The sequence below is a fragment of the Streptomyces sp. DSM 118878 genome (assembly GCF_052936595.1).
The window spans coordinates 3,851,474-3,864,880 of record NZ_CP193622.1 but is presented as its reverse complement, the minus strand read 5'-3'; the positions used below and the strand labels follow the sequence as shown (position 1 = coordinate 3,864,880).

The following is a 13,407-nucleotide window of genomic DNA, read 5'->3' as shown; positions in this document are numbered from 1 at the left end:
CCCCCCGACCGCTCGGCTGCCGGGGTCCGTCCGACGTCTGTCACGTCGGCCCGTACACCCGGCCACCCCAGTATCGCGCGATCCGCGGCTGCTCACCGGCTCTGTCACCAGACTGCGCACGTCCGTGGCACACCGCACCGCCCCGGTCCGGGGGCGGACGGGGGCGGTGCGGGGGCGGACAGGGGCGGTGCGGGGGATGCCGGGTAACTCCTGTCGTACGTTTATGAGTTGTGGCGCGCCGCCCGGCAGCCAAGGCGTGACGCCCGGCAGGACAGTTGTGGCGCCCGGCAGTTAAGGCGTGGCGCCCGGCAGATCAGGCCTTGCGCCAAGGGAGTTCGGCCGTGACCGAGGTCGGGCCGCCCTGCGGTGAGTCCACCACGAGGATCCCGTCGACCGCGTCGAGCCGCTCAGCGAGCCCCGCGAGCCCGGAGCCCGCCGAGACGTCGGCGCCGCCCGCGCCGTTGTCGATGACCTGGAGCATCAGCCGGTCGTCCGACCGCCACACGTCGACCGAACCCCGCGTCGCCCGGCTGTGCTTGCTGACGTTCTGGAGCAGCTCGGAGACCGTGAAGTACGCGATGCCCTCGATGGCGGCCGCAGGGCGCGTCGCCAGGTCGACCTCCACCTGGACCGGCACGGTGCAGCGGGCGGCGAGGGAGGAGAGCGCGGCGTTCAGGCCGCGGTCGGTGAGGACGGCGGGGTGGATGCCGCGGGCCAGGTCGCGCAGTTCCTGGAGGGCGACCTTCACCTCGCCGTGCGCCTCGTCCACCATGCGGGCGGCGGCCTCCGGGTCCTCGGTCAGCTTCTCCTTGGCGAGGCCCAGGTCCATGGCGAGGGCGACCAGGCGGGCCTGCGCGCCGTCGTGCAGGTCGCGCTCGATGCGGCGCAGGTCGGCCGCCGCGGTGTCCACGACGACGCCGCGGTCCGACTCCAGTTCGACGACGCGGGTCGCGAGGCGCGAGGGGCCGAGCAGCCCGGCGACAGCCACGCGGTCCACGGTCGTCAGGGCCCGCAGAATCCAGGGGGTGGCCAGCGTGATGAGCAGGCCGGTCGCCGCGGTGACGCCGATCTCGAAGGGGTTGTCGAGGTAGATGCGGTGGTTGTCGTCACCGTAGAGCTGGATGCCGCCCTGACCCCCGTACAGCGGGAAGAGCCAGAACCACAGCGGATACGTGAGCATCATCCAGCCGTAGCTCCAGAAGGCTGCCGCCACGACGAACGAGAAGATCGACCACGGCATGAGCAGCAGCGAGTAGAGCACGTGCCGCCAGGACGCGCCGCTCTTGAGGACGGCCCCGATGACCGAGAACGCGCCGCGCGTCCGGGGGCGCAGCGGCTCCGGCGCCGCGATGTCCAGGTCGAGCAGCGCCCTCGCCCTCGTCCGCTCCAGAGCGCCGATCCCGCGGCATCCCGCCAGCGCGGCGGCGAGCACCGGGATGCCGATGAAGGTGATCAGCAGGCCCGCGCCGAGGGAGAGCATCGTGACCGCGAAGACGAACGCCGTGATGCCGATCGGCAGGCTCAGCAGGGTGTAGCCGAACTCCTTCCAGGCGCGGGCCTCGATCGGCGCGCGCAGCCCGGCGGGCAGGCGGTGCCTCTTCGGGACGCCGCCTCCGCGGATGTCGCCACCGTGGATGCCGCTTCCGTGGATGCCGCTTCCGTGGATGCCGGACTGCTCCATGCCGGGCCGCTCCATGTACGTGTACCCCTGTCCGTGGTCCATGGCCATCGCTGCCATCCGTTTCTGCTAGAGCTGCCCTGTTGCGGTGTCTGCCGTGGCTGCCGTGCCGTTGCCGTGCCTGCCGTGCGTTGCCGTGCTTCCAGAGTCGCGTGGCGCGGCGGACGCGACCATGGAGTGCGTCGGCGTCTTGGGGCGGGGGTTTTCCCTACCTTCGGGACCCTCGGGGCCCTTCGCTTCAGGTCACGCGAGGCGTACGCCCGTAGCCGTGTTCGTGGCGCGGTCCCGCCACGGCAGTTCCGCGGTGATGGTCGTGGGGCCGCCCGGCGGCGAGTCGATGACGAAGAGCCCGTCGACGGCGCCCAGCCGGTCGGCGAGCCCCGCCAGCCCCGAGCCGCCGTCGAGCCCCGCGCCCCCCTTGCCGTCGTCCCACACCTGGATCAGCAGGCGGTCCTCGGCACGCCACACCTCGACGCTCGCATGCCGCGCCCCGCTGTGTTTGCTGACGTTCTGGAGCAGCTCGGAGACCGTGAAGTACGCGCTGCCCTCGATGGCCGCCGCCGGGCGCGCCGGCAGGTCGGCGGTGACCCTCACCGGCACGGTGCAGCGGGCGGCGAGGGAGGAGAGCGCGGCGTTCAGGCCGCGGTCGGTGAGGACGGCGGGGTGGATGCCGCGGGCCAGGTCGCGCAGTTCCTGGAGGGCGACCTTCACCTCGCCGTGCGCTTCGTCCACCATGCGGGCGGCGGCCTCCGGGTCCTCGGTCAGCTTCTCCTTGGCGAGGCCGAGCCCCATGGCGAGGGCGACCAGGCGGGCCTGCGCGCCGTCGTGCAGGTCGCGTTCGATGCGGCGCAGGTCGGCCGCCGCGGTGTCCACGACGACGCCGCGGTCGGACTCCAGTTCGGCGATGCGCCGTTCCAACTCGTCGGAGGGGCAGAGGAGCGCGCGCACCAGCACCCGGTCCACGTTGGTCAGGCCGCGCACCACGAAGGGCAGCACCGGCCAGAGCACGAAGAGGCCGACGACCGTGACGACGAAGGTGAAGATGCCCCAGGGCAACCGGAGGAACGCGTACAGCATGGCGCGCCAGCCCACCGGGTCCTTCAGACTCGACCACAGCCAGCCGGGGAAGCCGCTCCTGCCGATCCCCGGCATCGGGCTCGGCTCCTCCACCCGCACCCCGAGCAGCTTCCTGGCCCGCGCCCGCTCGAACATGCCGAAGCGGCGCGCGCCGAGCAGCCCGAGCGCGAGCAGCGGCAGACCGACGACCGTCACCGTCAGGCCGGCGCCCACCGCGACGACGGGCACCGCGTAGACGAAGCCGACGATTCCCACCGGCAGGTTGGTCAGGAGCTGGGCGATCTCCTTCCAGGTGTGCCGGTCGTACGCGAGTCGTGCGGGGGGCGGCCGGTCGTCGTGCGGGGGTGTGGCGCGTGCGGTCATAAGCGCCAGAGTGCCCGGCCCGCCGCCGTAACGCCATGAGGTGCTCCGCCCGGACGCCCGGGGGATAACCCCACCCCCCACGTACCGGGGGATAACCCCGCCCCCCACGTATACGTGCCGCCAAGTGATGACCGATGCGTGACGCTCTGCTTACGGAGCCTTTAGCAGGCCCTAGACTCCCGTGCGTACAGATCGTCGAACGGATCAGGTCAGGCCGGTCGGCGAGTGGACGCGCACGGGATCGGACAAGGGCGGTCGGCGAGTGGACGCGATCGGCATCAAGGGCGGTCAGGGAGTGAGGGGCTGACGTGCACGTGACGAACGCCGCGGCGAGCTACTACCGGACGACCGTCTCGGCGGGCTACGACCAGATGACCGTCTCGGCGGCCTATGACCAGACGACGACCGTCTCGGCGAGCTACTACCAGTCGTACTCCGTCGTCGGGCTGCTCGCCCTCGTGGGCGTGCTGTTCGTCGCTGTCGCCTTCGGCGCGGGACGGCTGCTCCGCCCGGTGGTGCCGACCCCCGAGAAACTTCTGACGTACGAGTGCGGCGTCGACCCCGTCGGCGAGGGCTGGGCCCACACCCAGGTCCGCTACTACGTCTACGCCTTCCTCTACGTGATCTTCGCCGTCGACTCGATCTTCCTCTTCCCCTGGGCGACGGTCTTCGCCGCGCCCGGCTACGGCGCGACGACGCTCGTGGAAATGTTCATCTTCCTCGGCTTCCTCGCCGTGGGCCTGCTGTACGCATACAAGAAGGGCGTCCTGACGTGGACGTGACCCCTGATCCCCCCGCACCTGTGGACCTTCCGGAGCCGAAGCGGCTGGGGGTGCTCTCCCGCCTCGCCCCCGAGCCGATGAAGGTGGTCCTCAACTGGGGCCGCCGCTACTCCCTCTGGGTCTTCAACTTCGGCCTCGCCTGCTGCGCCATCGAGTTCATCGCCGCCTCCATGGCGCGCCATGACTTCATCCGGCTCGGCGTCATCCCGTTCGCGCCGGGGCCGCGCCAGGCCGACCTGATGGTCGTCTCCGGCACCGTCACGGACAAGATGGCGCCGGCGGTGAAGCGCCTGTACGAGCAGATGCCCGAGCCGAAGTACGTCATCTCCTTCGGCGCCTGCTCCAACTGCGGCGGCCCGTACTGGGACTCCTACTCCGTCACCAAGGGCGTCGACCAGATCATCCCGGTCGACGTCTACGTCCCCGGCTGCCCGCCCCGCCCCGAAGCGCTGCTCCAGGGCATCCTCAAGCTCCAGGAGAAGATCGCGAACGAGTCGCTGGGGGAGCGGTACGGGAACGGCGACCGCCCTTCCGCCGCGGCGCTGCGAAGCGGCCTGGTCCAGGGACCACCGGCCCCGAAGACGGGGGAGGGTGACCGGTGACCGGCTGGCTGCCGAGCCCCGTCGAGGAGCTCTTCGGTACGGAGGCCACGGCCGAGGAGGCGTACGACGTCCTGACCGTCGACGTGCCCCCGGCACAGTGGATCACCGCACTTGAGACCGCCCGCACCACGCTGGCCTGCACGTACTTCGACTGGCTGAGCGCGGTCGACGAGCCGGGCACGGGCTTTCGGATCTGCGCCCACGTCGTGGCGCTCACTCCGGTACGACGTCTCCTGCTCCGTACGACGGTCGCGCACGAGGCCCCGCTGCTCGCCTCCGCGGTCGGCGTCTACGCGGGCGCCGCGTGGCACGAGCGGGAGACCCACGAGATGTTCGGCGTGACGTTCGAGGGCCACCCGGGTCTGACCCCGCTGCTGCTCCCGGAGAGCTTTGAGGGCCACCCGCTGCGCAAGGACTTCGTACTCGCCGCACGCGTCGCCAAGGCCTGGCCGGGCGCCAAGGAGCCTGGCGAGTCCGAACACGGCGGCCCCAAGCGCCGCCAGATGCTGCCCCCCGGCGTACCCGACCCCAACGAGTGGGGCCCCCTCAAGGGCCAGCTCCCGCCCGCTCCGGCGCGTCCGGCGCGGGGTGCGGGGCGCGCGGGCGCGGTGGGCACGGCGGGCGCGGCTGCCGGTGGCGAACGTCCCGTGCGGCGGAACCGGAGCGTGAGCCAGGGCTCGGCCAGCCAGGCCGCGCCGACGCCACCGGCCGAGGCCGCCGCGGCCACCCCCGGTGAGCAGGAGGCCCCGACCCGCCCCCCGAGGCGTTCACGCAGCGTCAGCCAGGGCTCGGCTTCCCAACGGACACAGGCCGAGGGCCCGGCTTCGGAGGAGGCTGCGGCTACGGCTCCACCGGAAGCGGCGGCTCCACCCGAGGCGGCGGCTTCGCCCGAGGCGGCGGCTTCGCCCGAGGCGGCGGCTTCGCCGGAAGCTGTGGCCCCGGCTGAGGCGAAGCCCACCGCCCCGCGCAGCTCCGACGCCCCCTGGCACCACGCCCGCCCGGCGTTCGACGCCTCGGAGCAGCCGAAGCCGGAGCAGCCCGAAGCCACCGACCGACCCGAAGCCACCGCGAAGCCCGAGCCCGCCGCGAAGCCCGAGTCCGCGCAGAACCCCGAAGACACCCGAGACGCCGGAGGCACCGAGTGAACGACGCCCTCGACGTCGCCCTGCGCCTCGTCATCGTCTTCGCGGCGTTCCTCGTCCTGCCCCTCGTGGTCGGCCAGACCGAGCACAAGGTGATGGCCCATATGCAGGGCCGCCTCGGCCCCATGCACGCGGGCGGCTTCCACGGCTGGGCCCAGCTCGTCGCGGACGGCGTCAAGTTCGCCCAGAAGGAAGACGTCGTCCCCGCGGCGGCGGACCGCCGCATCTTCCAGCTGGCCCCCGCGATCGCCCTCCTGCCCTACCTCCTCGTACTGGTCGCGATCCCGATCGGCCCCGGCGAGGGCGCGGTCGGCGAAGTCGTCGACGCCGGCATCTTCTTCGTGCTCGCGGTCATGGGCGTCGGCGTACTCGGCTCGCTCATGGCGGGCTGGGCCAGCGCCAACAAGTTCTCCCTCCTCGGCGGCCTCCGCACCGCCGCTCAGCTCCTCGCCTACGAACTCCCGATGCTGCTCGCCGCCGCCTCGGTCGCGATGGCGGCGGGCACGGTCTCCCTGCCCGGCATCGTCGACGCCTTCGAGTGGTGGTGGCTGCCCTGGCAGATCGTCGGCGCCCTCGTCTTCTTCGTCGCGGGCCTCGCCGAACTCCAGCGCCCGCCCTTCGACATGCCGGTCGCCGACTCCGAGATCATCTTCGGTGCCTACACCGAGTACACCGGCCTGCGCTTCGCCCTCTTCCTCCTCGCCGAGTACGCCGGGATCGTCGTCCTGTGCGGTCTGACCACCGTCCTGTTCCTGGGCGGCTGGCACGGCCCGTGGGGTGACGACGGGCTCGGCTGGGTCTGGACCCTGCTCAAGACGGCCGTCCTCGCCTTCGTCGTGATCTGGCTGCGCGTGTCCTACCCCCGTCTCCGCGAGGACCAGCTCCAGAAGTTCGCCTGGACCATGCTCATCCCCCTCGCTCTCGCGCAGATCGCGCTCACCGGCATCGTGAAGGTGGCGATCAACTGATGCCCCCGTTCCCAGGGTCAGGCCTCGCCAAGGGCCTCGCCGTCACCCTCCGCACGATGACGAAGAAGACCGTCACCGAGCAGTACCCCGAGGCCCAGCCCGAACTCCCGCCCCGCACCCGTGGCGTCATCGGCCTCTTCGAGGAGAACTGCACGGTCTGCATGCTGTGCGCCCGCGAATGCCCCGACTGGTGCATCTACATCGACTCCCACAAGGAGACGGTGCCGCCCGCCGCCCCCGGCGGACGCGAGCGCAGCCGCAACGTCCTCGACCGCTTCGCCATCGACTTCGCCCTCTGCATGTACTGCGGCATCTGCATCGAGGTCTGCCCCTTCGACGCCCTCTTCTGGTCGCCGGAGTTCGAGTACGCCGAGACCGACATCCACGAACTCACCCACGAGCGCGACAAGCTCCGCGAGTGGATGTGGACGGTCCCGGAGCCGCCGGCCCTCGACCCCGGCGCCGAGGACCCGAAGGAACTCGCCGCCGCCCGCAAGACCGCCGAAAAACTGGCAGCCACCGAGACAACACCGCACCCCGAGCCCACGCCCCGGTCCGAGCCGCAGGGAGGGGAGTCGTGAGCTCCGCAGCAGCCACCGTGGCGACAGCCGCCGCGACCGCGGAGAGCCATGGTTTCCTCTCCCCGACCGGCGTCGAGATCGCCTTCCTCCTCGTCGGCCTCGTCACCCTCGGCGCGGCGGTCATCACCGTCACCACCCGCCAGCTCGTCCACGCCGCACTGTGGCTCGTGGTGGCGCTCGGCGGCCTCGCCGTCGAGTACCTCCTGCTCACCGCGGAGTTCATCGCCTGGGTGCAGGTCCTCATCTACGTGGGTTCCGTCGTCGTTCTCCTCCTCTTCGGGCTGATGCTCACCAAAGCGCCCATCGGCCGCTCCCCGGACGCCGACTCACGCAACCGGCCGATCGCGTTCGCCGTCGCCCTCGTCGCGGCCGCCGCCCTTGTCTGGGTCGTCGTGGACGCGTTCCGCACCACGGTGATCGACCTGGACGGCGCCGCCCAGGGTTCCACCGACGTGACCGGCTCGGTCCTCTTCCGGCACTGGGTGCTCCCCTTCGAGGCGCTCTCGGTACTCCTCCTCGCGGCCCTGATCGGCGCCATCGTCCTCTCCCGCAAGAAGCCCGCCGAGGACCCGTCGACCCCGGAGGGTGACCGCTGATGCACCTCCATCTCGCCTATCCCGCCGTCCTGGCCGTCCTCCTCTTCTGCGTCGGCGTCTACGGGGTCCTCGCCCGCCGCAACGCGATCCTGGTCCTGATGTCCGTCGAGCTGATGCTCAACGCCGTCAACCTCAACCTCGTCGCCTTCGACGTCTGGCTCCGCGACTCCCTCCACGCCGGCCAGGCCCTGACCCTGTTCACCATCGCCATCGCCGCCGCCGAGATCGGCATCGGCCTGGCGATCGTCCTCGCCGTCTACCGCAACCGCGGCAGCTCCGCCGTCGACGAACTCCGCGACACCGCCGAGTCCACCGAGGACCAGGAGCCGCAGGAGCAGCAGGAGTCACAGGAGCCGCAGCAGTCACAGCAGACGCAGAAGGCTGAGGCCACCGCGTGACTACGACCACCCTCGCCGTCCTCGTCCCGCTCCTCCCGTTCCTCGGCGCGGCGGCCGGCCTGCTGCTCGGCCGACGGGCCCCCGGCCTCGTACGCCCCCTCGCGGTACTGCCCACGCTGGCGGCTCTGCTGCTCGCCGTGCTCGTGGCCGTCCGCCAGGGCGGTGGCCGGTCCGTCGACGCCGCCACCGAGCTCACCCCGACCGGCTCGGTCCCCGTCGAACTCGCGCTGCACGTCGACGGCTTCGCCGCCCTTGTCGCCGTACTGGTCGGCGTCGTCGCCTGCTGCGTGCAGATCTACTCGACGGGCTACCTGCGCGAGGACCCGCGCTACCCCTCGTACGCCGCTCTCGTCTCCCTCTTCACCTCCGCGATGCTGCTCGTCGTCTACTCCGGCGACCTGATGGTGCTCCTGGTCGGCTGGGAGATCATGGGCATCTGCTCGTACTTCCTCGTCGGGCACTACTGGGAGACTCCCGAGGCGCGCGCCGCCTCCCTGAAGGCCTTCCTGGTCACCAAGCTCGGCGACGTCCCCTTCCTCATCGGCCTGTTCGCCCTGGCCGCGGACACCGGCTCCTTCCGCGTCACGACGATCCTCGCGAGGGTCGCGGACGGCGGCCTCGACCACCCCACGCTGATCGCCCTGCTGCTTCTCGCGGGCGTGGCGGGCAAGTCCGCGCAGTTCCCGCTGCACACCTGGCTGCCCGACGCGATGGCGGGCCCCACGCCCGTTTCCGCGCTGATCCACGCCGCGACGATGGTCGCCGCAGGTGTCTACTTCGTGGCCCGGCTCCTCCCCGTCTTCGCCCTCTCCGGCGCGGCCTTGGTCGTCCTCGCCGTCATGGCCGCCGTCACCATGGCCGGTTCGGCCCTCGCCGCGCTCGCCCAGGACGACATCAAGCGCGTCCTCGCCTACTCGACGATCGGCCAGCTCGGCTACATGACCGGCGCCCTCGCCGTCGGCGACCGCGGTGCCGCCGTCTTCCACCTCCTGTCCCACGGCGCCTTCAAGGCGCTGCTGTTCCTCGCCGCGGGCGTGATCATCCACGCCGCCGGCACCAACTCGCTGGCCGCCATGTCCCGCATGAAGGGCCTGCGCGACCGCGTCCCCGACGCCTACTGGACGATGACCGTGGCGCTCCTCGCGCTCGCCGCGATCCCGCCGTTCAGCGGCTTCTTCTCCAAGGAGGCGGTGCTCGGCGCCGCCGAGCACACGGCCACGGGCCACGCCGTCGCACCCACCGCCGCGGGCTGGATCGTGCTCGTCGCCGGCCTGCTGGCCGCCCTCCTCACCGCCGCGTACGCGACGCGCCTGTGGCTGCTCGCCTTCCACGGCAGGGGAACCGAAGCCCCCGACCACGGCCGGCAGCCCGTCGCGATGACGGCCGTGCTCTGGGTCCTCGCCGTACCCTCCCTCGCGTTCGGTCTCACCGTCGGTGTCCTGCCGGACTGGTTCGACGGCCACTCACTCACGCCGACACTGACGACCTCCGTCCTCGGCACGGGCCTCGCACTCGTCGGGGCTCTGGTCACCTATGGCGCCTGGCGGCACACCACCGCGCTCGCCGCACGCGTCCCGATGGGCGCGGTGGCCGCGAGCCCGGCCGGTGACGGCGGAGTGGTCGAGGCGGAGGCCATCGCCACCCACCGTCCCGCCTACGGAGACGTGGCCTCGGCCGACGACCCGGCCGACCCCGGCCGGCTGCTGCTCGGCCCCGTGCACCGCCACGCCGCCGCGGGCTTCCGGCTCGACGCCGTCTACACCGCCCTGTTCGTCCGCCCCGTCCAGGCCGGCGCACGCCTCGTGCGCTTCCTCGACCGCGAGGTCGTCGACACGTACGTGCGCGGCGCGGGCACCGCACCTCGCTGGCTGGGCGCGGCCGTCCGTCGCGCGCAGACCGGCAACGTGCAGACCTATCTGAGCGCGCTGCTCGCAGGCACGGTCGTCCTGGCCGTCGCCGCCGTCCTCGTCGCCACCGCCGGAGCGTGAGCAGCCGTGATCGGTATCAGTGAGTCCGTGATGCAGTTTCTTCTGGCGTTGATCGTCGTCGGCCCGCTCATCGGCGCGGTGGCCGCTCTCCTCCCGGCCCCGCCCGGACTGAAGGGGAAGTCACCCGACCAGTCCGTGCTGCGCCACGGTGTGACCGTGACCGGCGTGATCCTGCTCGCCGCGATCGTCCTCGCGCTCGGCTTCGACCACGACCACCCCTCGAAGATGCAGGCCACGACCGACATCAGCTGGATTCCCGCACTCGACGTGCGCGTCCACCTCGGCATCGACGGCATCTCGCTCCCCCTTCTGGTCCTGACCGCGCTGCTGACCTTCCTCTGCGCGCTGTACTCCTACTTCAAGCCGCCCGCGGGCCCGTCCCCCAAGGCGTTCGTCGCGCTCATCCTCGTGCTCGAGTCCGGCGTCCTCGCGACCTTCGCCGTCCTCGACCTGCTGCTGTTCTTCCTGGCGTTCGAGATGGTGCTCATCCCGATGTACTTCCTCATCGCCCGCTGGGGCGGCGAGCAACGGACCCGGGCGGCTTGGAAGTTCATCCTTTACACGCTGCTCGGCTCCGTAGTCATGCTGCTGGGCCTGCTCCTCATCGGGCTCAGGTCCGGCACTTTCGACATGGTGGCACTCGCCACTGACAACGGCCGGGGGCTGAGCACATCCGTGCAGGTCATCGCCGTTCTGGCGATCGGGATCGGGCTCGCGGTCAAGACGCCGATGTGGCCGCTGCACAGCTGGCTGCCGGACGCCCACACCGCCGCGCCGACGGTCGGCTCGGTCCTGCTGGCCGGTGTGATGCTGAAGATGGGTACGTACGGGTTCGTCCGGATCGTTCTCCCCATCGCCCCTGACGGCATGCGGGAGTTCGCGCCGTACCTCGCGGCCCTCGCGGTCGTCGGGATCATCTACGGCTCCCTCGCCTGCCTGGCCCTCGCCAAGCAGGGCGCGAAGGGCGACCTCAAGCGCCTCATCGCCTACTCGTCCGTGGGCCACATGGGCTTCGTCCTGCTCGGCATCGCGACGATGAGCCCGACCGGCGTGAACGGCGCGCTGTTCGCCAACATCGCCCACGGCCTCATCACCGGCCTGCTCTTCTTCCTCGTCGGCGCGTTGAAGGACCGCACCGGCACCACCGACCTCGACTCCCTCGCGAAGGAGTCGGGCGCCGCCCTCTACGGCAAGGCTCCCCGCCTCGGCGGTCTGCTCGCCTTCGGCGCCGTCGCCTCCCTCGGGCTGCCGGGCCTCGCCGGGTTCTGGGGCGAGATGCTGACGCTGTTCGGCGCGTTCGAGCCCGCCGACGACCTGAACCGCCCGGCCTTCCTCACGTTCATGGCGATCGGCGCCATCGGCACGCTGCTCACCGCCGCGTACATGCTCATCGTCGTACGCCGTGTCTGCATGGGCCCGATGCCGCAGGCCGCCGCCGAGCCCACGCCCAAGGCGTTCGCCGACGTCCACGGCTACGAGTTCGCCGCCTGGACCCCGCTCGTCGCCCTCACCGTCCTCGCCGGACTCTGGCCCGCGGCACTCCTCGGCCTGACCGACCCGGCCGTGCAGAAGCTCCTCACTGGAGGCAAGTCGTGACCGTGGCCGCCGAAAGCGCCGCAAGCCTCGTCCAGTCCGTCGACTGGCTCGCGATCGCGCCGCCCACCATCGCGGCGGTCGTCGGCCTTCTCGTGCTCGTCGCCGACCTCTTCCTGGCCGACGCCAAGAAGGCGCTGCTCGGCTGGGTCTCCGTGGCGGGCCTCGCCGCGGCGGCGCTCGCCCTGCTGCCCCTCCTGAACGACGACCGCTCGACCTTCTGCCTGACCGGCGGCGGCACGCACGCGTGCAGCTACACCGCCGACCGCTTCACCCTCGTCATCCAGCTCCTCGTCCTCGGCGGTGCCCTCCTGGCCGCGCTGCTCTCCATGAGCACCCTCAAGGACTCCGGGAAGGAACTGCCCGCGGGGGAGTACTGGTTCCTGCTGCTCTCCTCCGCGGCGGGCGCCGCCCTGCTGCCCGCGTCCAGGGACCTCGCGACGCTCATCGTCGCCCTGGAGGTCGCCTCCCTGCCCGCCTTCGCGCTCGTGGGCCTCAAGTACGGCGACAAGCGCTCCTCCGAAGCGGCCCTGAAGTTCTTCCTCTCCTCGGTCACCGCGACCGCCGTGAGCCTGCTGGGCGTCAGCTTCGTCTACGCGGCGACCGGCACCCTGCACCTCACCGAGATCGCCGTCGAGCTGGAGAGCGTCGACGGGCAACTGCACACGCTCGCCCAGACCGGCGTCGCCCTGACCCTGGTCGGCTTCGCCTTCAAGGTGGCCGCCGTCCCCTTCCACTTCTGGGTACCCGACACCTACGTGGGCGCGCCCTTGCCGGTCGCCGCGTACCTCTCCGTCGTGGGCAAGGCCGTCGGCTTCACCGGGCTCATCCTCGTCACCGTCGTCGCCTTCCCCTCGTACGCGGACGTCTGGGGCCCCGCGCTCGCCGTCCTCGCCGCGCTCACCATGACCGCGGGCAACGTCGCGGCCCTGCGCCAGCGGACCACGCGCGCGTACAGCGCGGTCCGCCTCCTCGCCTGGTCCTCCGTGGGCCAGGCCGGCTATCTCCTGGTGCCGATCGCCGCGGCCGGATACGCCGACGAACCCGCCGACGCCGAGCGGGCGATCGGCTCCACCGTGGCGTACGCCCTGATGTACGCGGCGGTGAACCTCGGGGCCTTCGCCGTGGCCGCGCTCGTCGGCCGCACCCAGCGGCTGAACCGCGTCAGCGACTACCGCGGCCTGTACGCGCGCAGCCCGCTGGCCGCCCTCGTCCTCGGCTTCTTCCTGCTCTGCCTCGCCGGCCTGCCGCCCGGCATCATCGGCCTCTTCGCGAAGGTCACGGTCTTCTCGGCCGCGGTCGACGCGGGCCTCGGCTGGCTCGCCGTGGTGATGGCGGTGAACGTGGTGATCGCGCTCTTCTACTACCTCCAGTGGACGGCGCTGCTCTTCCGCGCCCCCGAGGGCGAGCCGGTGAAGCACCGCGTGCCCGCGCCTCTCACGGCGGCCATCGCCGTGACCGCGGTCCTCGGCGTCGCGCTCTCCGGAGCGCCCCAGCTCGTCCTGAGGTTCTCGGACACGGGCCTGTTCTGACGCGGCCCGCGCGGCCGTCACCCGCGCGGCCCACAGCGCTCCTGCGCGCACAAGGGAACTAGTGCTCTCCGCCTGGCGTTGACCAGTACGGGAGGGTCCACTGAACA

General features: G+C 71.7%; 12 protein-coding genes. 10 read left to right on the top strand and 2 right to left on the bottom strand.

Features of this window, described 5'->3' with window-relative positions; genetic code table 11:
- Nucleotides 1-313 precede the first annotated feature (313 nt).
- Together ACRAKF_RS17045 and ACRAKF_RS17040 are read right to left on the bottom strand one after the other, a co-directional pair.
- Entirely contained in the window at nt 314-1,729 is a 1,416-nt protein-coding gene (locus ACRAKF_RS17045; RefSeq protein WP_447042027.1) for a sensor histidine kinase, read from the bottom strand.
- Nucleotides 1,730-1,921: 192 nt separating this feature from the next.
- A complete protein-coding gene (locus tag ACRAKF_RS17040) occupies nt 1,922-3,118 on the bottom strand; it encodes a sensor histidine kinase (RefSeq protein WP_447038019.1) in 1,197 nt (398 codons plus the stop codon).
- 371 nt (nt 3,119-3,489) lie between these two features.
- On the opposite strand from ACRAKF_RS17040, the gene ACRAKF_RS17035 reads away from it, so the two are divergent.
- From ACRAKF_RS17035 to ACRAKF_RS16990, 10 genes are read left to right on the top strand one after another with little or no spacing between them, the layout of a single operon-like run.
- The gene (locus ACRAKF_RS17035) at nt 3,490-3,900 is read left to right on the top strand and encodes an NADH-quinone oxidoreductase subunit A (protein WP_447042025.1); all 411 of its coding nucleotides are present in this window, start codon (nt 3,490-3,492) and stop codon (nt 3,898-3,900) included.
- Nucleotides 3,891-4,502 (top strand): NADH-quinone oxidoreductase subunit B, encoded by a 612-nt coding sequence (locus ACRAKF_RS17030; RefSeq protein WP_447038018.1) that lies wholly within the window; start codon nt 3,891-3,893, stop codon nt 4,500-4,502. The genes ACRAKF_RS17035 and ACRAKF_RS17030 overlap by 10 nt, the downstream gene beginning before the upstream one ends.
- Nucleotides 4,499-5,647, top strand: coding sequence for an NADH-quinone oxidoreductase subunit C (locus ACRAKF_RS17025; protein ID WP_447038017.1), 1,149 nt, complete (start codon nt 4,499-4,501; stop codon nt 5,645-5,647). Before ACRAKF_RS17030 ends, ACRAKF_RS17025 begins: the two co-directional genes overlap by 4 nt.
- Complete coding sequence (locus ACRAKF_RS17020) at nt 5,644-6,612, top strand: complex I subunit 1/NuoH family protein (protein WP_447038016.1); 969 nt, start codon at nt 5,644-5,646, stop codon at nt 6,610-6,612. Before ACRAKF_RS17025 ends, ACRAKF_RS17020 begins: the two co-directional genes overlap by 4 nt.
- Nucleotides 6,612-7,193: a NuoI/complex I 23 kDa subunit family protein gene (locus tag ACRAKF_RS17015; RefSeq protein ID WP_447038015.1), complete on the top strand. Its 582-nt coding sequence runs from the start codon at nt 6,612-6,614 to the stop codon at nt 7,191-7,193. Before ACRAKF_RS17020 ends, ACRAKF_RS17015 begins: the two co-directional genes overlap by 1 nt.
- Nucleotides 7,190-7,789 carry an NADH-quinone oxidoreductase subunit J family protein gene (locus ACRAKF_RS17010; RefSeq protein WP_447038014.1) on the top strand — a complete coding sequence of 200 codons (600 nt, stop codon included), beginning with the start codon at nt 7,190-7,192 and terminating at the stop codon, nt 7,787-7,789. Before ACRAKF_RS17015 ends, ACRAKF_RS17010 begins: the two co-directional genes overlap by 4 nt.
- Nucleotides 7,789-8,187: an NADH-quinone oxidoreductase subunit NuoK gene (gene nuoK, locus ACRAKF_RS17005; protein WP_447038013.1), complete on the top strand. Its 399-nt coding sequence runs from the start codon at nt 7,789-7,791 to the stop codon at nt 8,185-8,187. The genes ACRAKF_RS17010 and nuoK overlap by 1 nt, the downstream gene beginning before the upstream one ends.
- Nucleotides 8,184-10,175: an NADH-quinone oxidoreductase subunit 5 family protein gene (locus ACRAKF_RS17000; RefSeq protein ID WP_447038012.1), complete on the top strand. Its 1,992-nt coding sequence runs from the start codon at nt 8,184-8,186 to the stop codon at nt 10,173-10,175. The genes nuoK and ACRAKF_RS17000 overlap by 4 nt, the downstream gene beginning before the upstream one ends.
- Before the next feature lie 6 nt (nt 10,176-10,181).
- A complete protein-coding gene (locus ACRAKF_RS16995; protein WP_447038011.1) occupies nt 10,182-11,771 on the top strand; it encodes a complex I subunit 4 family protein in 1,590 nt (529 codons plus the stop codon).
- Entirely contained in the window at nt 11,768-13,300 is a 1,533-nt protein-coding gene (locus ACRAKF_RS16990) for an NADH-quinone oxidoreductase subunit N (RefSeq protein ID WP_447038010.1), read from the top strand. The genes ACRAKF_RS16995 and ACRAKF_RS16990 overlap by 4 nt, the downstream gene beginning before the upstream one ends.
- Nucleotides 13,301-13,407 lie beyond the last annotated feature (107 nt).